This is a genomic window from Pseudomonas palmensis, from assembly GCF_017848315.1.
GTDB classification, from domain to species: domain Bacteria; phylum Pseudomonadota; class Gammaproteobacteria; order Pseudomonadales; family Pseudomonadaceae; genus Aquipseudomonas; species Aquipseudomonas palmensis.
The window spans coordinates 13,066-33,851 of sequence record NZ_JAFKEC010000058.1; the positions used below are offsets into that span (position 1 = coordinate 13,066).

A 20,786-nucleotide genomic window follows, 5' to 3' on the forward strand; every position below is an offset into this window, starting at 1 on the left:
CTGCACGAAACTCCAGGCTCTGACCTGCCTGGAGTTTCACGATGCGAACCCTTTACGCCCCTGTATTTTTCCTTGGATTCATCGGCTCGGCCGTGTGGCTGCTGGACGAGGGCGCAAGCCTTGGCTGGTTGCCGCTTCTGCTGTTGCTGGCGATTGGCGTGTCGATGCTGTGCGAGCGGCTGTGGCCCTATCGCGAGCGTTGGAATGTAAGCCAGGGCGATGGCACCCGGGACGTGATTCACGCGGGGGTGAACGAGGCGCTCAACGCGGCCGGCATTGCCGCCATCCCCCTGATTGCCCTGGTGCTGCCCGATACCGGCCTGTGGCCGAGTGACTGGCCGCTGGCGCTGCAACTGTTGCTGGCGTTGCCGGTGGCAGACCTGGGCATCACCCTGGTGCATTACGCCAGCCACCGCCTGCCGTTGCTGTGGCGCCTGCACGCCGTGCATCACAGCGTGACCCGAATGTACGGCTTCAACGGGCTGATGAAGCACCCGCTGCACCAGATGCTCGAAGCGCTGGGCGGCACCTTGCCCTTGCTGCTGTGCGGGTTGCCGCTGGATGTGGCGGCCTTGCTGGCGTTCAGCATATCCATCCAGCTGCTGTTGCAGCACAGCAACGTCGACATGCGCATCGGCTGGCTGCGCCATGTGTTTGCCTGGGCGCCGGTGCACCGGCTGCATCACCTCAAGTACGGCACCACGGGGGATGTGAACTTCGCGCTGTTCTTCAGCGTTTGGGACCGCCTGCTGGGTACCGCCCTGCACCTGCCGCACTATCACCTGGCGGACGACGACCTGGGTATCGGCGACTTCCCGGACTACCCGGTGGGCTACGGCGCGCAGTTGCGCCAACCCTTTCGCCGCGACCAGCCCGAGCATCCACCTGCCGTACTGCCCGATGCCCTGAGCCGTGCGCTAGTCCAGCAGCCTTAGGCGCAGGTGGCGCAGGGTACGGTCGGCACGGATGCCGAACTGCTGGCGCACGCTGCGTGACAGGTGGGCCGAGTCGGCAAAGCCTGCGCAGGTGGCTGCCTCGGTCAGGCTGCTACCGCCCAGTGCCAGCTGCAAGGCCACGCGCAGGCGTTGCCACAACACCAGGCGGCGCACCGACAGCCCCAGTTGACCGCTGAACAGGCGCTCCAGCTGGCTGAGCGACAGCGCCGCCTCACTGGCCAGCTGCGCGGCGGGCAGGGTGTTTTCATCCAGTGCACGCACCCGTTGCAAGGCGGTGGCCAGGCGCGGATGCAAAGGGCGCCGGGGCAGGGCGCGCAAGCGTTGGTTCAGGCCCTCCAGGTCTGCGCCGGCGTCTTCGCAGAGCTGGCGCAGCACCGGCAGTTCGAAAGCCAATGGCTCGGCAAACAGCGTGATCGCCGGTTGCTCGCTGAGAATCGCATGCGGCTGCCCGGAGGCAATGAGCAGCAGCGGCCCGCACTCGACCTGGCCCTGGATCGACGCCTGCACCGGGGCAGCGCAGGCGATCAGTACCTGGTGGGCATAGTGGGCATGGGCCTGGGTTTGCCCGACCTGCCCGGCCACCAGGCAGTAGTCGGTGGCCAGCCACAGGTCGCCTTGCCAGGGTTCGTTGGGTGCGCGGTGGATAGTGGTGCTCCTGAATGAGGCTGAAGGCGGGCGGCGAGGTTACAACGGCAAGGGCCGGTCCTGCACCACGCGCTTCATCACCAGGGTGGAGGTGAGCCGCTGCACGTTGGGCAGCGACGACAGGCTTTCATCATAGAGCCGCTGGAAGGCCGGCAGGTCCTGGGTGATCACATGCAGCAGGTAGTCCGGCTCGCCGAACAGGCGCTGCGCATCCACCACCTGTGGCAACGCCACCAGTGCGTTCTCGAACGCCTCGACCGCCGTGCGATCGCCCTCGCGAAGGGTGACGAAGACCATGGCGGAAAAGGTCAGGCCCAGGGCAATGGGGTCCAGTTTCGCCCGATAGCCCAGCAGCACCCCCGATTCTTCCAGGGCACGCACCCGCCGGTGGCAGGGGGAGAGGCTCAACCCCACCCGCTCGGCCAGTTCGGTGATCGAAAGGCGCCCGTCTTTTTGCAGTTCGGCAAGAATGTTCCGGTCGATGCGGTCCATCTGGAAGGATCTTCCCCTATTGGCCTATGTCGCGATTATCTTCGAAAGAAAATTCTAGCAAGATTTCATTATTGTTCCCTGCATCAATTTGCTTGTGGAGCAGGACGATGCAGCCAACCGTGTACACATCCCTGACGTGGGTAGCGCCATGACCCTGAGTGTTTTCGTGGCGTTCTGGGCGGTGTCGATGTTGTTCATCATCACGCCGGGTGCGGACTGGGCCTATGCGATATCGGCCGGGCTGAAGGGGCGGGTGGTATTGCCCGCCGTGGCCGGGCTGTTGTCGGGGCATCTGATCGCGACACTGATCGTCGCCGCCGGGGTGGGCACGCTGGTGGCGGGGCATCCGTTTGCGCTGTCGGTGCTGACGGTGGCCGGGGCCGGGTACCTGCTATGGTTGGGCATCGGCATGCTGAGGCACCCGACTGTGCCCCAGGCGGACCAGGTGCAGGTAGCCGGTGCGTGGCAGCGCTGGGCGGTGAAGGGCCTGTGTGTGAGCGGCCTGAACCCCAAGGTGTTCCTGCTGTTTCTGGCATTGCTGCCACAGTTCACCGACGCCACGGCGCCGTGGCCGGTACCGCTGCAGATCGTGGCGCTGGGGCTGGTGCATGCGCTCAGCTGCGGGGTGATCTACCTGCTGGTGGGCTTTGGATCGCAGGCCGTGCTGGGCGCGCGGCCTGCGGCGGCGCTGTGGGTCAGCCGGGTGTCGGGGGCGGCGATGGTCATCATCGCGCTGGTGCTGCTGGGCGGGCAGCTACCCAGGTAGGCAGAATGTACGCGGCAATCGAACAGGGGGAGTGCCATGAAGAGCTTGAGAGCACGGGCCGTACAGGGCCTGGAGGTGGGGGCGCAACTGAGCGTGACCCGGTGCTTCACCGATGAGGACATCCGCTGCTTTGCGCAGCTTTCGCGGGACTACAACCCCGTGCACTACGATGCCGCCTCGGCCGAACTGCGCAGGTTCAGGTCGATCATCTCCCATGGCCTGCTGACGGCCAGCCTGGTGACCGAGATCGGCGGGCAGATCGGCTGGCTGGCGACCAGCATGAGCTTCGAGTTCAAGCGGCCGGTGTATGCCGGCGATGCAATCACCTGCCACTGGCTGATCGTGGACAAGGACGAGCGCGGGCATGCGCGGGCGCAGTTGAGCATCGTCAACGCGCAGGGCGAAACCGTGCTGGAAGGCATGACCACCGGGGTGTTGCCGAACGCAGCGGCGCGTGAACGCATGGCGCAGCTGTTGGCCGAGGGCGACCCCGGCAACCTGGCTGCGGCAGGTGCCTAAGGCGCCGGCACGCGGCAGGGTTCAATTGCGAAAGTACAGCTCGTCCAGCTGGCGCCGACGGATCGCCACGTACTGCTCCCACACCTTGGGGAACTCCGCCTCGCGGATGAACGGGAAGGTGAGGTACACGAATCGCCCCTTCACCTGAATGTACTGGCGTGCACGCTGGAAGGCCGGCTGCTCGGTCAATGCGATGCTCTCGTCGTAGCCGTCGTGGTAGTGACGAATATCCACCCGGTGCGGGGCAAGCATGCCGCGGGCAAAGTCGATCACCCAGCCGGTGCCCACCGAGGTGCTCAGGTAACCGTAGACGCCGTCCTCCGACAGCTGCAGGCACGCCTTGGCCTGCGTGCCGTCGTCATCGTTCACCAGCACGATCTGGTCGTTGAAGTACTGGATGGATTGCCCCTGCGGCCCGTGCAGCACCAGGTTCCAGCCTTCGGCATCCATGCGGAACTCGCCCTGGTTGGCAAACTCGGCGATCCATCCGTTTGACAGCTCGATTCTGTGGTTGGTCATGGGGGTGGGGGTCCTGAGGGATAGGGCAGGCAGTTGCTTCAGCTGTGCTCGATCAGCATGACAGCAACGGTATCGGGCTCCAAGGCTTCGAACACATGGGGCTGGTTGGCCGGGTAGCGCAGGTAGTCGCCGGCATGCAACAGCACCGGTGCACTGGCCGGGCCTGCGCTGGCGGCCCCCTGGCACACGAATACATGCTCGAAAGTGCCCGCCGGGTGCGCCTGGGAATGGTGCGGCTGCCCGGGCTGGGCATGCACGCGGTACAGGTCCCGGCGTATGCCGGGCGGGCAGTCGGCGAGCAGGGTCGCCGCGTAGTCGGCGTCGTCGGCCTTGAACGCCGCACCTTCGCCTGCGCGAATCACCGTGACCGTCTGCGCCGGCTGCTCGAAGAACCGCGTGACCTGAATGCCCAGTGCCGTGGCCAGCGCCCACAGGGTCTCGATGCTGGGGTTGCCAAGGCCGGACTCCAGCTGCGATAGCGTGGATTTGGCCACGCCGGCGCGGCGCGCCAGATCGCTGACGGACATCCCCGACTGCAAGCGCTCGCGCCTGATGGCCTGGGCCAGAATCATGATCGGCGCATCGTTCGATATAATGGTCATTTGTTCGTTATGAGTTGACTGGGAGAGAGGGCGGCGGACATTATGGCACCCACTTGTTCGTTTTGATGGATTTTGTTCGATGACACAGCCTTCTGTTTTTGCCTCGACGGGACACCGCGCGCCATGAATGCACGTTCACGCGGCACCCTCGAAATGGTCACCGCCATGTGCATTTCTGGCACTGTCGGCTGGTTCGTGGTGCAGTCGGGCCAGTCGCCTTCGTCGATGGTGTTCTGGCGCTGCCTGTTCGGCGCCGCCGTGATGGCCCTGGCGTGCTGGGCGTTGGGGGTGTTTGGCACGCTGCGCCCGACCCGCGCGCAGTGGGGGTGGATGCTGCTGGGTGGCGTTGCGCTGGCCTGCAACTGGCTGCTGCTGTTCAGCGCCTACAGCCAGGCCTCCATCGCGGTGGCCACGGTGGTCTACCACACGCAACCCTTCATGCTGGTGGGGCTGGGCGTGCTGCTGTTCGGCGAGCGGATTTCGGCCAGTGGTGCAGGCTGGTTGGGCCTGGCGTTTGTCGGCATGCTGCTGATTGTGACGGCCAAGACGGGGGCGGCCGGGGAAAACTACCTGATAGGTGTGATGCTCGCGCTGGCGTCGGCCTTGCTGTACGCGATTGCGGCGATCATCGCCAAGCGCCTGCAGGGCGTGCCGCCGCACCTGATCGTGCTGGTGCAGCTGCTGGTGGGCGCGGCCATGCTCTGGCCTTGGGCGCAGGTGCCGGACATGACCGCGCAGCCCCAGGCCTGGGCCTACCTGCTGACCATTGGCGCGGTGCATACCGGGCTGATGTCGACCCTGCTGTACGGCGCCATCCAGAAACTGCCCACGGCGCTGATCGGCGCCCTGTCGTTTCTGTACCCGGCGGTGGCCATCCTGGTCGACTGGCTGGCCTTCGATCACCCCCTCAGCGGGCTGCAGGCAGCCGGGGCGCTGGCCATATTGCTGGCGGCGGCCGGCATGAACCTGGGCTGGCGCCTGGGCTCAAAGCCGGCCCTGAATACCTGAGTTAGACCACCGCGTGCCCTGGGCCGCACTGGTCGAGCGTGGCCAGGTAAACACTGGGCGGGGCGCCCAATTGGCGGTGGAACATGCTGGAAAAGGCGCTGGGGCTGTCGTAGCCCAGCTCCAGCGCGACCCGTGTGACCGAGGCGCCGGCCGCCAGGCGGGTGACGGCAGCCATCAGGCAGGCCTGCTGGCGCCAGGTGCCGAATGAAAGCCCGGTTTGCTGGCGGAACAGGCGGCTGAAGGTTCTTGCACTGCAATGCAGGGCACTTGCCCAGGACTCGGCGCTGGTGTCGATGCGGGGTTGGCGCAGGAAGTTGCGACATAGTTCGGCCAGCCGCGGGTCGTTTGGCAAGGGTGCGAACAGCGCCAGGCTCGGCGCGCTGCGCAGCTCGTGCAGTACCAACTGAATCAGATGCCCGTCGCGACCGTGTGTTTCATACAGTGCGGGTACGTGCGCCGTGGCCAGCAACAGGTGATGGAGCAGGGGCGAGACCACCAGGGCCTGGCACTGCGAGGTATCACGCACCGGATGCGCCGGCTCAATGTACAGGCTGCGGGTGCTCACCCCGCGCATCAGCACCTGGTGCGGCTTGCCGGCGGGTATCCACACCCCGCTACCGGGCGGAATCACCCAGCTGCCGTCCTGGGTTTGGACCTCCATCAGGCCACTCATGCCATACAGAAACTGTGCGCGCCGATGTACATGGGTGGGCAGCAGTGTGTCGGGCGGGTAGTCGGTACCGATGGCGAGCACCGGGCGGGCGACGGCGTCGACGCTGGCGAGCGGAACATTGAGCATGTGAAGCACCTTGGCCGGAACGCGAGGATTATTGGCCAATTCGCGAGGGCTGGCCACATGTCTGGCCGTTAACGTGTGGCTTCCCCCTTGTGTTGGAAGCGATGCATGTTCTGGTTTCTGCTGTGTGCGTTCGGTGTGGTAGCCGGTGTGACGACTGTGCTGTTCGGCTTTGGTGGCGGCTTTGTGGCGGTGCCGCTGCTGTTCACCCTTATCAGTGTGAGCCATGCGCCGGGGTCGGCCATCGGCGAGGCCGCGATGCATATCGCCGTGGCCACCTCCACGGCGGCGATGATCTTCGGCGCAGGCCTTTCGACCTTGCGCCATGCCCGTGCGCGCACCTTGCAGTGGCCGGTGGTGCGGCCGTTGCTGGGTTACGTTGCGCTGGGTGCAGTGCTGGGCGCATGGGCCGCCACGCAGGTGCAAGGGGCGTGGATACGCTGGCTGTTCATCGGCTACCTTGGCCTGACCATTCTTGATGCCGTGTTGCGCCCGGGGTTTACCGTGAGCACAAGCGATGGCATGCGCCCGCTGGGCCGTCGAGCCAGCGCCGTGATCGGTGTCGGCATGGGCGCCGTGGCTGCATTCCTGGGTGTAGGCGGCAGCGTGATGAGCGTGCCGCTGATGCGCAGGCGTGGGGCGAGCATGGCCGTGGCGACGGCGTCGGCCAACCCGCTGTCGCTGCCGATGGCGATTGCCGGTACTGCCGCCTACGCCGTGCTTGCGTGGCGCACCGAAGTGCTGGGGCCCTGGTTTGCCGGCTATATCGACGTGCGTGCCCTGGCCGTGCTGGTGCTTGGCTCGTGGTGCGGCATTCGCCTGGCCGCGCCGTGGATCGGGCGCATGCCCGACGCGCTGCATGTGAAGTGCTACCTGGCCCTGCTGGGGGTAGTGCTGGTGGTGATGGTGGTTGCTGACTAGCCCAGCCAGACGCTCAGCAACACCGCAGCCAGCGCGACCAGTGCCGTGTTGAGGCACACCAGCGCAAAGCCGAAGCGCACCAGTTCGCCTTCTTCACTGGTGCTGGTTCTGGCCAGGCCCAGGATCAGCATCACGATCGACAGCGAGCCCAGCGCCGCATGCCCCGCCGCGCTGTTCTGCACCGCCGCGAGCAACAGGCGGCCGTGTTCGGGCAGCATGGCGATGGCGGGCATGAAGATCGCATTGCCGCCCACGTTCGAGCCGGTCATATAGCCGGACAACCCGCCCAGCAGGGCGACCAGCAACGAGGCGGCGGACGGTGCCAGGCCGGTCAGCAGCTGCATCAGGCCCGCCAGAAAGCCGGCCTTGACCATCAACTGCGACATGGCGAGAAAAAAGAAGATCGTCAGCAGGGGCCGCTTCGCCCGGGCCAGCAGTGCGGTGCCGATGCGGGTGCCCGGCACCGGCAGGGACGGTGCGCTTCGCGCGTGAAACCCCAGGCCCACCAGCACCAGGATCAGTGCCACGCCCGGAGAGGCGAGCGGCTTCCAGGTGACCTGCGCGCCCTGGACGACCCACAGGTTCTGCCAGCCGGTGATGGCCCACAGCGCCTTGAGTGCGACGATGCTGGTGATCAGCACCAGGTAAGGCCACGCCTGGCGCGGCCATTGTCGCGCCCCGCGTGTGCCGCCGTGGTTGCGCAGGCGCCACAGCCCGTTGGCCAATACGGCGGCTGCGCTCACCAGGCCCGCCGCCACGCCGGCTACCTCCGGCCCCAACCCGCGGCTGCTGCTGTAGAGCACCCCCACGAATACCAGCCAGCCAGCGCCCAGCACAGTCCATTCGCGCAAGGTGCGAACCTCGGCCAGGTACAGCGCCATCGCCCCGAGCGCGAGAAACACCGGTGCGCTGGTCAGTGCCGAGGTGGCTGCCAGCGTCGCAGCGTCCAGATGGGCCAGGGAAGCGCCGATCACCGATGCCAGGCCCAGCGTGCCCCACGGCATGATCGCCATGCCGGCCAACGCGATACGCAGCGCCACCCGGCGGTCGAACAGGCTGAGCAGCAGCGGCACGGTGGCGATCAACGACACGCCAAAGCCGGTCATGGCTTCGAGCAACGGGGCCAGCCCGAGCACGATGAACACCACCTGGTCGCCGCGCCCGAGCCCGAGCGAGCGTACCCACTGGCTGAATGCCAGGTTCACGCCCAGGCGCTCGATGAAGATCACGAAGGCCAGCCCCGGTACGATCACGAACGCGGTGCTGGCAAACAGCACGGCAGTGTCCTGGGCGGCCGCCACCAGGCTGCCCAGGCGCCACGTATCGGCAGCACCGACCAGCCACAGCACCATTACCAGCAGCGTACCGGCGATGGCGGCATGCACGGGTGGGCGGCGCAGCACCACCAGCATGGCCGTGACCAGCAGCACGGGCGACAGATGAAACAGTGCGAGCATGCGAGCAATATCCTGTGTGAGTCCCGACCAGGGCTGCGGCTGCAGGCTGGGGCTCGATAATATTTCTCGCTGTCAGATAAAGGGGCGCGGATTTCTGGTAGTTTTCGAGAAAATTTCTCGCAGGGTTTCCATGGCCATTCACGATGTAGCGGCTGAGCCGCTGGACAAGTTCGACCGCGCCATTCTTGACCTGGTGCAGCGCGACAACACCGTGCCGCTGCGGTTGGTGGCCGAGCAGGTCAACCTGTCCACGGCGGCGGTGCAGCGGCGCATCAAGCGCATGGAGGAGCGGGGCGTCATCACCGCCAATGTCGCCGTCGTCGACCCTACTGCGGTGGGTCGGCCGATCACCATCATCGTGGAGGTGATGGCCGAGCGCACCAGCCTCGATGCGCTGGAGGCCATGAAGGCGCACTTTGCGGTGCCTGAAGTGCAGCAGTGCTACTACGTCACTGGCGAGGTGGATTTCGTGCTGGTGCTGACCGTGGCCAGCATGCAGGAGTACCAGGCGTTGGCGCGGCGGTTGTTTGCCGAGAACGCCAATGTCACCTGGTTCAAGACCATTGTGGCGCTGGACCGGGTGAAGGTCGGGTTGCAGGTGCCCAGCCTGTAGGAGCGGGCCTTGCCCCGCGATCTGGCGCGCAGCGCCAGCAGAACCTGCGACGCGATCAGCCTGATACACCGCACACTTTCCAAGGTAACGATGTTGGTGCAGCATAGGCCCGCGTCGACAAAGGGACATGAGACTCGAATGAAGCTGATCGCTGCGCAAATCTCGGCCACCCCGGGGGATGTCGAAAAGAACCTCGCCCAACACATCGACGCTATCCACGCCGCCGCAAGCCAGGGAGCCGATGCGGTGGTCTTCCCCGAACTTTCGCTGACCGGCTACGAACCCGAACTGGCCGGTGGCCTGGCGATGGCGCCCACCGACAGCCGCCTCGATGCGTTCCAGGCCTTGAGCGATCGCTACACCCTGCTCATCGCCGTGGGTGCGCCAACCCAGGGGAGGGAGGGCACCCAGATCAGCATGATCGCCTTCCAGCCAGGGCTGCCATGTGCGGTGTATTCCAAGCAGCTTCTGCACGCCGACGAACTGCCTTTTTTCACGCCCGGTACCCAGCAGCAGGTGTTCCGCCAGGGCGGGCATGTTCTGGTGCCCGCGATCTGCTATGAATCCTTGCAACCCGCCCATGCATCCCAGGCCGCCGCGGCAGGTGCCCAGGTGTACCTGGCCAGCGTGGCCAAGTCGCAGAAGGGCGTGGACCTGGCCTGCAACCATTACCCGGCAATGGCCCGCAAGCATGGCATGACCGTGATCATGGCCAACTGCGTAGGCCCCGCCGACAACTTCATCGGTGCAGGCCAGTCCGCGGTCTGGAACCCGAATGGCGAGCGCGTCTGCACTGCCGACGCCACCCGGCAAGCCCTGGTCGCATATGACACACGCACGGGAGAAGCGGGTACTGTCAGCCTGGCTTGAATCACCATCGCCACCCCAATTCGTCGACCACCGACCTGGTGGCCGCGCTCAACCCGGACCTGGACTTTGCCGAGGCGGTGGCCTCGGCTGTCGAAACGGGCTACCCCTGCGCCGGATAAGTGCTACCACCCCTGGGCCAGCGGCGCTGGCCCTTGCAAGGTGGGGAACAGCGGCAACACTTCTTCGGCCAATTCCTGAATGACCTCGTCAACCGGCCGCCGGGCCATCTGAATGCCCAGCGCCGCATGATTGACGCCCGCTGCCTTCCATTCGCCAAGCAACGCGATCAGCCCGTTGCGCCCGGTCTTGAGCACATACCCACCTTGCAACGGCGTGCGCGGGAAGTCGGGGTCTTCGTCCAGGTCGATCCACTCGTTGGTCATGTGCGGGCGAAACCCGCCGTTGGGGATCTGCGAGCGCCACGCCCGAACCTTTTCTGCCAGGCGAAGCGGGCCCTGCGCCGTGTGGGTGGCGTCCGGGTAGGTCAGCCAGCCATCGGCCTGCTCACCCAGCCACTGCAGGGATTGACGCGACGACCCCGTCACGATCAGCGGAATGCGCCCGGTGACCGGTTGTGGCAGTAGCTGCGTGCCGTTCGTCTGGCCCAGCGGCGAGCGGATGGTCGCAGGGCCCTGCGCCAGCAATTGCCGAAAGTAGTCCACGCTGTGGGCAAAGCGCTCACCGCGCTGGTCATGGGCCAGGCCGTAGGCCGGGAACTCCACGGCCCTGTCCCCCGACGCGATGCCCATCACCAACCGGCCGCCCGACAGGCGATCGAGGCTGGCGGCAGACTTGGCCAGGTCGATGGGGTGGCGCAAGGTGAAGATGGCGCTGCCGGTGACCAGCGCGATGTGCCGGGTATGGGCGGCCAGGTAGCCCAGGTACACGAAGGGGTCGAACACCTGGCCGGCATCGCCGAAGGCCGGGTCGAACAAGGGCACGTCGCGAACCCATACGGCAGCAAAGCCCAGGCGCTCGATCTCGCTCACACGCTGCGCCTGGGCGTGAAGCACCGCCATGTCGCCCTGGTAGAAGCGCAGTGGCAGAAAGATGCCCAGTGTCAGGTGATCGGCGGCGAACATGCGCCGGTAGCCGGGGTGGTGGGCGAAGGCTTCGGCGTTCGCGCCGCAGGTGACGGCGGGTGCAGTGGGGTGGGTCATGGTGTTCATGCCTGTTCCTTGGTGTCGGGGTTCATGGGCCGGTGGCAGGGGCGGGCAGGCGGATGCCGCGTTGTACCGCAGGGCGCTGCTCTACCTGCGCGTACCATTGGCTCAACCAGGGCTGCTGGCTGAAGTCGAAGCCCACCAGCTGCGCGATATGCAGCCAGGCGAAGGTGGCGATGTCTGCAATCGAATAGGTGGCGCCACCCAGCCACGGCTGGTTTGCCAGGTGCTGATCGAGGGTGACGAAGGTGGCTTCGGTGAGGGTCCTGTAGCGCTGGATGGCGGCAGGGTTGGGCACGGTGTCGAAGCATTCGAAGTGCACGCGCTGGCCCAGCAACGGCCCCATGCTGGCGCTGTGAAACATCAGCCAGGTGATGCATGCCCAGCGCTCGGGAGCGTCGTGGTCAAGCAACTGGCCGCTCTTGTCCGCCAGGTACAGCAGGATGGCGGCGGACTCGAACAGGGTGATGCCAGTGGCGCGGTCGATCAGCACCGGAATGCGACCGTGCGGGTTGAGCGCAAGAAACTCGGGCCGCTGGTGCTCGCCCTCATCGATGCGCACATGGCGCAGGCTGTAGGGCAGGCCCATTTCTTCCAGGGCGATGGTGATCTTGAAGCCGTTTGGCGAACTGTCGGTGTAGAGAATCAGGTCAGGATCGGACACAGGGCACATACCTCAGGCAGACTAATGCTTGTTGCGTGGTGTGGGTGCCATGCTAGTGAGTGATTGCCTGGGACTAAAACGATTAGTCCTGCGCTTTGACTTTAGATTTTCTAAACCAGGGAATACGCCATGGGCGCCGTTCTACCCTTGCTGGCGCTGCGCGCCTTTACCGAAGCTGCACGGCTGGGCAGCCTCAAGGCGGCGGCCGAGCACATGGGCGTCACCCCCGGCGCCATCAGCCAGCAGATCCGCCAGCTGGAAGAACGTCTGGGCGTCACGCTGCTGCTACGGGGGCGGCATGGGGTGCAGCTCAGCGATGCCGGCGCACGTCTTTTCCCCGGGTTGTCGCGGGGCTTTGGGCAGATCGAGAACGCGCTGCTCGAACTTGAGTCGTTCACCCACGAGCAAACGCTTACCATCAGCACCGTGCCGTCGTTCGCGTCCACCTGGCTGGTGCCGCGCCTGGGTGACTTCAGTGCCCGGCATCCTGACATCGAAGTGCGGGTGGAGGCGTCGGCAAGGCTGGTGGACTTTCAGCGCGAGCGCATCGACATTGCGCTGCGCCATGGCCTGGGCCAGTACCCGGGGCTGGAGTCGATCCCACTGATGGCGCCGGTGCTGCTACCGGTGGCCAGCCCTCGGCTGCTGGCCGAGGGGCCGCCGATCAACAGCCCGCAGGATTGCCTGAACTACCCGTTGCTGCACGACACCGAGCGAGCGGATTGGCCGCTGTGGCTGCAAGCGCATGGCGTGGAGGCTGACAGCCGTAGCCAGCGCGGTGCCAGTTACGATGAAGACCTGTTGCTGCTGCGCGCGGCGGCGAGCGGGCAGGGCATTGCCTTGGTGCAGGACAACCATGCCCAGGAAGATCTGCACAACGGCAGGCTGGTGGTGGCGCTGGACAGGCCGTGGCCGTCGCGATTTGCGTACTACCTGGTAACGCGCAAAGAGGCCTTGAAGCGGTCGCAGGTGCAGGCGTTCATCGAGTGGATAATACAGCAGGCGGGCGCTGCGTGACAGGTGTGGCTCAGCCTTCGGCGGCGGGGGTCGGGGTTTCGGCGGCTTCTGCAGCCAGCTTCAGTCGGTCGGCCTTGCAGATGTATTTGGGTTTGCTTTTGGGGGCCAGCTTGGCGCTGGCCTTCTTGGCGTTGGCCTTGAGTATCTGCTTGATCTTCTTTTGGCGGTTCATGGTTCTGCTGGGCCTGTAGATGCTTGAAAGCGGTGCGATGGCGGGGAGGTTGCAGGTGTTCTGCAGAGCCTTGCCGGTATTGCCGGTGGGGCGAGTTTACTAAAGGTTGCGCTGCAAGCGTGAGCGTTGTGCGTGGGGGGCTTTGAGGGCGCGTGCACAGGTTTTGCTGGTGCTGCGCACCAGATCGCGGGTCAAGGCCCGCTCCTACGGCCTGGCGGCCAGAGGCGGAGTCTGCCCGAAGGGCGTAGGAGCCGGCGTTGCCGGCGAACGAGCGCGAAGCGGTCGCAACGCCTGAGTGCGCGGTGTGTCAGGCAAACCGCACGTGCAGGTTTTGCTGGCGCTATGCACCAGATCGCGGGTCAAGGCCCGCTCCTACGGCCTGGCGGCCAGAGGCAGCATCTGCCCGAAGGGCGTAGGAGCCGGCGTTGCCGGCGAACGAACGCGAAGCGGTCGCAAGGCCTGAGTACGCGGTGTATCAGGCAAACTGCATGTGCAGGTTTTGCTGGCGCTACGCACCAGATCGCGGGTCAAGCCCGCTCCCACGGCCTGGCGGCCAGAAGCGGAGTCTGCGCAGGGTGTAGGAGCCGGCGTTGCCGGCGAACGAGCGCGAAGCGGTCGCAAGGCCTGAGTACGCGGTGTATCAGGCAAACTGCATGTGCAGGTTTTGCTGGCACTGCGCGCCAGATCGCGGGTCAAGTCTGCTCCTACGGCCTGGCGGCCAGAGGCAGAATCTGCCTGAAGGGCGTAGGAGCCGGCGTTGCCGGCGAACGAGCGCGAAGCGGTCGCAACGCCTGAGTGCGCGGTGTATCAGGCAGACCGCATGTGCAGGTTTTACTGGCGCTGCGCACCAGATCGCGGGGCAAGGCCCGCTCCTACGCCCTGGCGGCCAGAGGCAGAATCTGCCCGAAGGGCGTAGGAGCCGGCGTTGCCGGCGAACGAGAGCAAAGCGGTCGCAACGCCTGAGTGCGCGGTGTGTCAGGCGAACCGCATGTGCAGGTTTTACTGGCGCTGCGCACCAGATCGCGGGGCAAGGCCCGCTCCCACGGCCTGGCGGCCCGAAACAGATCATCAAGCCATGCATAATCCGCTTCTGCCCGCAGGGCGTGGGAGCGGGCTTGACCCGCGAATCGAGCGCGAAGCGGTCGCAACGCCTGAGTGCGCGGTGTATCAGGCAGACCGCGTGTGCAGGTTTTACTGGCGCTACGCACCAGATCGCGGGGCAAGGCCCGCTCTTACGGCCTGGCGGCCCGAAACAGATCATCGAGCCATGCATAATCCGCTTCTGCCCGCAGGGCGTGGGAGCGGGCTTGACCCGCGAATCGAGCGCAAAGCGGTCACAACGCCTGAATGCACGGTGCATCAGTCAATCTGCATACGCCGGCAATCACGCTGACCCCGGCGCATCATCAGAAGCTGTACTTCGCCGTAACAATCAAGTTGCGCGGGTCGCCAAACACGTCATATGGGCTCCACGTGGAGTTGCTGGCGATGCCCTGGTAGTACTTCTTGTCGAACACGTTGTTGATGTTCAACTGCGTGTCCAGATGCTTGTTGACCTGGTAACCCGCCATCAACCCGACCAGCGCATACGCCTCCTGCTCGACATGGTAGTTGCCGAACACATTGCTGCCCTTGTTGAAGGTCGCGCTCTGGCTATAGAGGTTGGCCCCCACACGCCACTGCTTCAGATCACCCTGCAACTGGTACGTGGTACTGGCCTTGAACATATGACGCGGCAGGTCGGTGTCGAACAGCCGGCCTTCCTTGGCCTTGTCGGCATCCTTCTCGTACTTGGCCTGGGCGAACGTATAGCCGGCGCCCACTTGCCAGTTGGGCGTCAGCGCACCATTGATCTCGAACTCGATGCCCTGGCTGCGCACCTTGCCGGCCGCTTCATAGCACCCGTAGCTACCCACCGGGATGACCTTGCACAGGCTTGCATCCGCCACCTCTGCCGCGCGGTTGAGCTGGTCGATCTGGAACAGCGAAGCACTGGCATTCAGCGCGCCGCCAAAATACTCACCCTTGATACCCACTTCGTAGTTTTCGCCGGTAATAGGCTCGATGCCTTTGCCTTGGCCGTCCTTCTCGGTCTGCGGCTGAAAGATATCGGTGTAGCTGGCATACACCGAATGGTTGTCGTCCAGGTCATAGATAACCCCGGCATAACGGGTGACGTTGCGCACCACCTTGGTCTTGCCCGAGGTGTAGTACTGGTCGTTGATCTGGTCATAGATGGCCGTGGCGTCGTACCAGTCCAGGCGCGCACCGAGTATCACCTTCAGCGGGTCGGCCAGGTTCCAGCGCGTGGTGAGGTAGAGGCCTTCCTGATCGACCTTGTCGTCGATGGAGTAGATGTCCGGCACGTTCGGTCTGGCCAGCCCGCCCGGGTTGAAGCGGTTGATGTCCGGCACATCGACGAACACCGTGCCGCCGGTGGCTTCGGTCTTGAGCTGGCGCTTGCTGGCGCCGACCACCAGTTCATGCTCGCGCCCCAGCAGTGTGAACGGGCCTGTGGCGTAGACATCGTAGGTGAACTGATCGAAGTCGCGGTTCTGGTTGAAGATGCGCTGGCGGTAGGTGGCGTCGTTGTTGCGCTCCAGCACGCCGCCCATCATCTTGAATTCGGACCAGTTTTTCGACGCGCCCAGGTGAAGGCGCCAGTCGTTGTCGAAGCGCTGGTCGAGCTCGACGAACACCGTCTTGTTCTCGACGTCCTGGTGCGACCAGCTGTAGCCGAAGGTCTTGGAGCGAGAAAAGCCCATGTGGCTGCCATCGGGGTTCACCGGCAGGCCGCCCCAGTTGATGTTGTTATTGTCGTTCTGGTCGGACGCGCCCACGGTCAGGGTGGTGCTGTCGGTGAGGTCGAACTCGCTGATGCCGTAGAACACCCCGCGCTCGCGCCCGGCGTAATCCTGATAGCTGCCCTTGTCGTTGTACGCGCCGACGATGCGGCCACGCACGCTGGCGCTGTCGTTCAGCGGGCCGGACACATCCAGCTCGCTGCGGTAGTTGTCCCAGCTGCCGGCGCTGCCGGTCACGCTGGCCTGGAACGCCTGGGTAGGGCGCTTGCGCACCATGTTGATGGCGGCCGACGGGTTGCCGGCCCCTTGCATCATGCCGGTGGCGCCGCGCACCACTTCGACGCGGTCATAGGGGGCCAGGTCGGCGGTGGCCACCCAGTCTGCGTTGTAGGTGGTGGGCAGGCCGTCGAACATCAGGTTGGTGATGGGGAAGCCGCGGGCGAAGAACTCGCTGTTGGCCGGGCGCGCGGCCGACAGGCGCAGCCCGGGCGTGGCCTGCACCACGTCGTCGAGGCTGCGCATGCCCTGGTCGTCCATGCGCTGGCGGGTAATCACCGTGACCGACTGCGGTGTTTCGCGCAGCGACAGCGGCAGCTTGGTGGCGGTCTGCATGGCGCCGGTGGTGTACGAACCGCTGTGCTCGGTGGTCGAGCCCAGGCCCAGGCCGCTGATGGTGGTGGCGCCCAGTTCCAGGGCATCTGCGCTTTGGCTACGGGCAATCAGCAGGTAATTGCCGCTGGCGGTGCGGGTAACCGTGAGGCCGCTGCCGGCCAGCAGGCGTTCGAGGCCATCCTGCACGGCATAGTCCCCACGCAGTGCCGGGGCGCGCTTGCCCTGCACCAGCGCCGGGTCGAACGGCAGGCTGATGCCGGCCACCTGGGCAAAGCTGTTGAGCGATTCTTCCAGCGGGCCTGCCGCCAGCTCGTAGTGGCGGCTGCTTGCCTCGGCGGCCTGCGCGGCCACGCTGGCCAACGACACGCTGGTGGCACCGGCCAGCAACATACTGCGCAGGGTCAGTGCCAGCACGCTGCGCTGCAAAGGCCGGGTGGGGATAAAAGCAGAAGACATGGACGGCGTGCTCCTTTCGAATGACGAGGTGTATTGCCTGTCTGTCGAAGAGGGCGGCAAAACCCGTAAAAGTTTTTGAGATTTCTTCTCATCAGCCTTACCGGGCGACGATACGGGTCCATAACGGGGTAAAGCGTTCCACCCGCACCGGCAGCGAATCGCTCAGGGCGCTGAGGGCCTGGTCGATGTCATCGAGCTGGAACACGCCCGACACCTCCAGGTGCGCGATGGCCGGGTCGCAGCGCAGCCAGCCGTGGCGATAGCGCGCCAGTTCTGCGGTCAGCTCGCGCAGTTGCATGCGCTTGGCCACCAGTTGCCCGCGCGCCCAGGCGCTGGCGTCGAGGGTGCTGGTTTCGACCCGCTGGCTGCCGATTGCATCGATCAGGTATTGCTCCCCGGCGGCAACCATCACCGGCTGGCCCTTGCCCTGAATCGCCACCACCCCATCCTCGACCCGCAACCGCGTGCCGCTGGCTTCATCACGCACCGCAAAGGCCGTACCGATGGCCTGCAACTGTGCATGCCGCGTGCTGACCCAGAAGCTGCGACGCCCGCCCGTCGTGGCGGCGTCCTTGCCGGTGTCGATAAAGATTTCGCCGCGCCGCAGCACGATCAACCGGCGCTGGGCGGTGAATTGCACGTCCACTGCACTGGCTGTGTTCAGTTGCAGGCGGGTGCCGTCATCCAGCACGAACTGACGGCGCTCGCCCACCTCGGTGGCGTAGTCTGCGCCCCAGGGCACCAGCGTGCTGTCACGCATCGACCAGCCGGTAACGCCGCTGGCCAGCAGCCCCACGCCCAGCAGCTTGAGCGCCTGGCGCCGGCTGTGACGACCGCCTTGCAGGCGTTGCAGCGTGTCCCGCGCCACCGAGCCGGGCAGTGCGGCCAGGCCCTGGAAGGTGGCATCGCTTTTTTGCAGCGCTTGCCAGGCCACCTCATGCAGCGCGTGCGCCTGACGCCAGCGTTGGCAGGCCTCCAGCAGCTGCGGGTTGGCGCCGTCGGACTCGATGCGCACCAGCCAGCCGATGGCCTGGTCCAGAACGTTGTCGGGCAGTTCGGGCAATGGCGGGCGGCTCATCGCTGGGCCAGGTAGCAATGGCGAATGGCGCTGGCCATGTACTTCTCCACCGAACTCAGGCTTACCGCCAGGCGCTCGGCGATCTCCTTGTAGCTCAGGCCCTCCAGGCGCGACAGCAGAAAGGCCATGCGCACCTTGGGCGGCAGGCCGTTGAGCAGGGCGTCCACACGGGCCAGGGTTTCCAGCAGTATCAGCTGCGACTCGGGCGACGGCACCTCGGCTTCGGGCAGGTGTGCGATGGCCTCCAGATACGCCCGCTCGACCCGCTGGCGGCGCACGCGATCCACCAGCAGCCCGTGGGCCACGGTGCTCAACCAGGCACGCGGCTGACGCAACTGCTGCAGCTGCTCCGGCTTGCCGAGGATGTGCACGAAGATGTCCTGGGCCAGGTCCGCCGCGTGGTCGCCGTGGCGCATGCGCTTGCGCAACCAGCCCAGCAACCAGGCGTGATGGTTGATGTACAGCGCACGAACATCGGCATGAGGGGTGCGGGAAGTGGATGGCGACGACACGGAAAACCTCAGCATGATAGCCAGGTGCATTTGAGAATTTGTCGCATCCTAGTGCCAGTGGGCCGTGGACAGCAAGGGGAGAGTGCGTGATGTGGGGGGGCAGGTGGGGTTTTGGTGGGCGGAGCGAGCTCGGTAGGCCGCGTGTGCGGCCCGTGTGTTGCGTCGTTACTCGGGTGCCGCGTTTGCTTCCATGCCGTCCAGCACGGTGTCGATCAGTACGGTGCTCATTTCCAGCGATTGCTGTGCGGCGATCAGCAGCGTCTTGAACTGCTCGTCGGCGCGTTCGCAGGCTTGGGCGGTGGTGTCCTTGGCGCATTGGATCTGGAGCGACAGGTGAACCAGGGCGTCTTCCAGCTCGATGCCTTCGCAGACTGAAAACAGGGGCGGGTGATTGCCGTTGCAACAGCCGAAGGCGGTGTAGGTGGGTTTGCGGCGGGGAGTAGCTGGCGGATCGGGAACGATTTTACTCATTGTGGTGCTCCTTCTGCAGTGGAGCTGCCACCGTTCGCCGCGACGCGAATGGGGTGGCAGCTGTACGCGGGTTCGCGGACCGAGGCAAAAGGAACTCGGCAGACCCGAAGGTCTCCCACGCACAGCCGCCATTACACAGAAAGCAGGCACAAAAAAAGCGCCTGCAATTTGTAGTGGTGGGGCGCTGTAGCGCCTTTTGCATTAGCGGGCCGCGACGCCCGGTCGCTGGATTGACAGCGACGTCGCAAGATTAGCGGGGTTGGGGTGGGGATTCAAGGCGTTCTACAGCGGTATGCGCACCCCCCATGAAGCGGGAGCCGGATGCTTGTGCATTATTGCTCAGGCAGCAAGGCTGGATCCGCTCGATGCAACTGGCAAAGTTGACAGTTGTGACAAGCAAAATGACGTAGCAAGCTATCCAGGAGCACATAGCCGAGTGCCTTTCCTGGGAGCATCGATCATGAGTGCAACATCCTTCAGCGTACAACTCCAAAACGAAATGGAAGGTAAGATCAATTATTTCCACTACCAAAAGTTCGGCGACCCCGCCTCGGGTACAAAATCCGCATTAACATCGCCCCAAACTACTTATGACTTCAATCTCTACCCCGGCGGAAAGTTTATAGCGACGACCGCCGAGTCCTACCAAACGCAGCTTGAAGATCCAAAACTTCTTCGATTCAAATTTACAAATAATTCAGGTTTTCCTGTCGGGTTGCTCCGCGTATACGGTGAGCCCCCTTATCCCGACTGGGTAATAGCCGCGCTGGAGGACATTCCGGGGGACGAAAGTGACAAAGACGTTCAATCTCAGCGCGAGTCAATAATCGATAGATACAACCAAATGGTTGGGGAGGTGAATACAGGACCGAAGCAGTTTCCAGGGGGGGTACTACGGCGCTGGATCGACTACGAACCTCGCCATGGCGACCCCTCTAAATGGTACGCATGGCTGCTACGTCCAGGAAGGTCAACTAGTGTGGCGGTAATCGATGGAAGCGTATGGGCGGTGAGCGTAGCAAAAAGCGAAGACTGACCTTTTCCCCTGGCAGCGCAACGGGGAGCTTGGGTGCTGTACAGAACTCAAATGACCCTAGTTCAGCTCTCGCGTCGTCAGCATTTTTAAGTAGTGCATGCGTTGAACAGAGGAGGGTGATTGCCGTTGCAACACCCTCCCTTTTTGAGTGGAGCTGCCATCTGATGTTCGGGTGGCGCAGTAGCAGTGCGCGAGGCCCGTTCGCTGGATTGCCTGCGAGCTCGCAAGGTTCACGGGGGGCTTCAGCACGCTCTACACCGGCATGCGCAATGCCCCTGAAGCGGGGGCCGGATGCTTGTGCATTATTGCTCAGGCAGCAAGGCTGGATCGGCTCGATGCAACTGGCAAAGTTGACAGTTGTGACAAGCAAAATGACGTAGCAAGCTATCCAGGAGCACATAGCCGAGTGCCTTTCCTGGGAGCATCGATCATGAGTGCAACATCCTTCAGCGTACAACTCCAAAACGAAATGGAAGGTAAGATCAATTATTTCCACTACCAAAAGTTCGGCGACCCCGCCTCGGGTACAAAATCCGCATTAACATCGCCCCAAACTACTTATGACTTCAATCTCTACCCCGGCGGAAAGTTTATAGCGACGACCGCCGAGTCCTACCAAACGCAGCTTGAAGATCCA

General features: G+C 64.6%; 24 protein-coding genes. 11 read left to right on the top strand and 13 right to left on the bottom strand.

The window, feature by feature from the left end:
* Window positions 1–41: 41 nt before the first annotated feature.
* Window positions 42–935 (top strand): sterol desaturase family protein, encoded by an 894-nt coding sequence (locus JZZ72_RS22970; protein WP_123752527.1) that lies wholly within the window; start codon window positions 42–44, stop codon window positions 933–935.
* On the opposite strand, the gene JZZ72_RS22975 is transcribed toward JZZ72_RS22970, so the two are convergent.
* Window positions 918–1,538, bottom strand: coding sequence for a helix-turn-helix transcriptional regulator (locus tag JZZ72_RS22975; protein WP_229589228.1), 621 nt, complete (start codon window positions 1,536–1,538; stop codon window positions 918–920). The two genes, JZZ72_RS22970 and JZZ72_RS22975, sit on opposite strands and share 18 nt — an antisense overlap.
* A 102-nt stretch (window positions 1,539–1,640) precedes the next feature.
* Window positions 1,641–2,093 (bottom strand): Lrp/AsnC family transcriptional regulator, encoded by a 453-nt coding sequence (locus JZZ72_RS22980; protein WP_043860530.1) that lies wholly within the window; start codon window positions 2,091–2,093, stop codon window positions 1,641–1,643.
* Window positions 2,094–2,241: 148 nt separating this feature from the next.
* Between JZZ72_RS22980 and JZZ72_RS22985 the strand changes: the two genes are divergently transcribed.
* A complete protein-coding gene (locus tag JZZ72_RS22985) occupies window positions 2,242–2,859 on the top strand; it encodes a LysE family translocator (protein WP_043860545.1) in 618 nt (205 codons plus the stop codon).
* Between the two features lie 36 nt (window positions 2,860–2,895).
* The gene (locus JZZ72_RS22990; protein ID WP_054915335.1) at window positions 2,896–3,378 is read left to right on the top strand and encodes a MaoC family dehydratase; all 483 of its coding nucleotides are present in this window, start codon (window positions 2,896–2,898) and stop codon (window positions 3,376–3,378) included.
* 21 nt (window positions 3,379–3,399) lie between these two features.
* On the opposite strand, the gene JZZ72_RS22995 is transcribed toward JZZ72_RS22990, so the two are convergent.
* Window positions 3,400–3,897 (bottom strand): hypothetical protein, encoded by a 498-nt coding sequence (locus JZZ72_RS22995; RefSeq protein ID WP_043860528.1) that lies wholly within the window; start codon window positions 3,895–3,897, stop codon window positions 3,400–3,402.
* Window positions 3,898–3,935: 38 nt separating this feature from the next.
* Window positions 3,936–4,499 carry a helix-turn-helix domain-containing protein gene (locus JZZ72_RS23000; protein WP_210015198.1) on the bottom strand — a complete coding sequence of 188 codons (564 nt, stop codon included), beginning with the start codon at window positions 4,497–4,499 and terminating at the stop codon, window positions 3,936–3,938.
* Between the two features lie 123 nt (window positions 4,500–4,622).
* Here JZZ72_RS23000 and JZZ72_RS23005 point away from each other — a divergent pair, with 123 nt between their 5' ends.
* Complete coding sequence (locus JZZ72_RS23005) at window positions 4,623–5,507, top strand: DMT family transporter (RefSeq protein WP_104573111.1); 885 nt, start codon at window positions 4,623–4,625, stop codon at window positions 5,505–5,507.
* Between the two features lies 1 nt (window position 5,508).
* Here JZZ72_RS23005 and JZZ72_RS23010 read toward each other — a convergent pair whose 3' ends face one another.
* Window positions 5,509–6,306 (bottom strand): AraC family transcriptional regulator, encoded by a 798-nt coding sequence (locus JZZ72_RS23010; protein ID WP_210015199.1) that lies wholly within the window; start codon window positions 6,304–6,306, stop codon window positions 5,509–5,511.
* 105 nt (window positions 6,307–6,411) lie between these two features.
* Between JZZ72_RS23010 and JZZ72_RS23015 the strand changes: the two genes are divergently transcribed.
* A complete protein-coding gene (locus JZZ72_RS23015; protein WP_210015200.1) occupies window positions 6,412–7,224 on the top strand; it encodes a sulfite exporter TauE/SafE family protein in 813 nt (270 codons plus the stop codon).
* Here JZZ72_RS23015 and JZZ72_RS23020 read toward each other — a convergent pair.
* Window positions 7,221–8,681, bottom strand: coding sequence for an L-lactate permease (locus JZZ72_RS23020; protein ID WP_210015201.1), 1,461 nt, complete (start codon window positions 8,679–8,681; stop codon window positions 7,221–7,223). The genes JZZ72_RS23015 and JZZ72_RS23020 overlap by 4 nt on opposite strands.
* A gap of 130 nt (window positions 8,682–8,811) precedes the next feature.
* On the opposite strand from JZZ72_RS23020, the gene JZZ72_RS23025 reads away from it, so the two are divergent.
* From JZZ72_RS23025 to JZZ72_RS28030, 3 genes are all read left to right on the top strand, one after another.
* Window positions 8,812–9,294, top strand: a complete 483-nt coding sequence (locus tag JZZ72_RS23025; RefSeq protein WP_043860522.1) for an Lrp/AsnC family transcriptional regulator — start codon at window positions 8,812–8,814, stop codon at window positions 9,292–9,294.
* A 138-nt stretch (window positions 9,295–9,432) separates the two neighbouring features.
* Entirely contained in the window at window positions 9,433–10,164 is a 732-nt protein-coding gene (locus tag JZZ72_RS23030; RefSeq protein ID WP_210015202.1) for a carbon-nitrogen hydrolase family protein, read from the top strand.
* Window positions 10,161–10,283 (top strand): hypothetical protein, encoded by a 123-nt coding sequence (locus tag JZZ72_RS28030; protein WP_268968945.1) that lies wholly within the window; start codon window positions 10,161–10,163, stop codon window positions 10,281–10,283. Before JZZ72_RS23030 ends, JZZ72_RS28030 begins: the two co-directional genes overlap by 4 nt.
* 3 nt (window positions 10,284–10,286) lie before the next feature.
* On the opposite strand, the gene JZZ72_RS23035 is transcribed toward JZZ72_RS28030, so the two are convergent.
* The gene (locus JZZ72_RS23035; RefSeq protein ID WP_236066321.1) at window positions 10,287–11,333 is read right to left on the bottom strand and encodes an LLM class oxidoreductase; all 1,047 of its coding nucleotides are present in this window, start codon (window positions 11,331–11,333) and stop codon (window positions 10,287–10,289) included.
* Between the two features lie 22 nt (window positions 11,334–11,355).
* Complete coding sequence (locus JZZ72_RS23040; protein WP_328825179.1) at window positions 11,356–11,991, bottom strand: glutathione S-transferase family protein; 636 nt, start codon at window positions 11,989–11,991, stop codon at window positions 11,356–11,358.
* 129 nt (window positions 11,992–12,120) lie between these two features.
* On the opposite strand from JZZ72_RS23040, the gene gcvA reads away from it, so the two are divergent.
* Complete coding sequence (gene gcvA / locus JZZ72_RS23045; RefSeq protein WP_210015204.1) at window positions 12,121–13,008, top strand: transcriptional regulator GcvA; 888 nt, start codon at window positions 12,121–12,123, stop codon at window positions 13,006–13,008.
* 10 nt (window positions 13,009–13,018) lie between these two features.
* On the opposite strand, the gene JZZ72_RS23050 is transcribed toward gcvA, so the two are convergent.
* From JZZ72_RS23050 to JZZ72_RS23070, 5 genes are all read right to left on the bottom strand, one after another.
* Window positions 13,019–13,180, bottom strand: a complete 162-nt coding sequence (locus JZZ72_RS23050) for a DUF2986 domain-containing protein (protein ID WP_078480115.1) — start codon at window positions 13,178–13,180, stop codon at window positions 13,019–13,021.
* 1,406 nt (window positions 13,181–14,586) lie between these two features.
* Complete coding sequence (locus tag JZZ72_RS23055; protein WP_210015205.1) at window positions 14,587–17,052, bottom strand: TonB-dependent siderophore receptor; 2,466 nt, start codon at window positions 17,050–17,052, stop codon at window positions 14,587–14,589.
* Between the two features lie 97 nt (window positions 17,053–17,149).
* Window positions 17,150–18,130, bottom strand: coding sequence for a FecR domain-containing protein (locus JZZ72_RS23060; protein WP_210015206.1), 981 nt, complete (start codon window positions 18,128–18,130; stop codon window positions 17,150–17,152).
* Window positions 18,127–18,657: a sigma-70 family RNA polymerase sigma factor gene (locus tag JZZ72_RS23065; protein WP_210015207.1), complete on the bottom strand. Its 531-nt coding sequence runs from the start codon at window positions 18,655–18,657 to the stop codon at window positions 18,127–18,129. Before JZZ72_RS23065 ends, JZZ72_RS23060 begins: the two co-directional genes overlap by 4 nt.
* Window positions 18,658–18,807: 150 nt before the next feature.
* Window positions 18,808–19,113: a DUF6124 family protein gene (locus tag JZZ72_RS23070; RefSeq protein WP_078480112.1), complete on the bottom strand. Its 306-nt coding sequence runs from the start codon at window positions 19,111–19,113 to the stop codon at window positions 18,808–18,810.
* Window positions 19,114–19,405: 292 nt separating this feature from the next.
* Between JZZ72_RS23070 and JZZ72_RS23075 the strand changes: the two genes are divergently transcribed.
* Together JZZ72_RS23075 and JZZ72_RS23080 are read left to right on the top strand one after the other, a co-directional pair.
* Window positions 19,406–20,149, top strand: coding sequence for a hypothetical protein (locus JZZ72_RS23075; protein ID WP_210015208.1), 744 nt, complete (start codon window positions 19,406–19,408; stop codon window positions 20,147–20,149).
* A 430-nt stretch (window positions 20,150–20,579) separates the two neighbouring features.
* Window positions 20,580–20,786, top strand: a 207-nt coding sequence (locus tag JZZ72_RS23080; RefSeq protein WP_210015209.1) for a hypothetical protein, incomplete at its 3' end; no start/stop codon positions are given.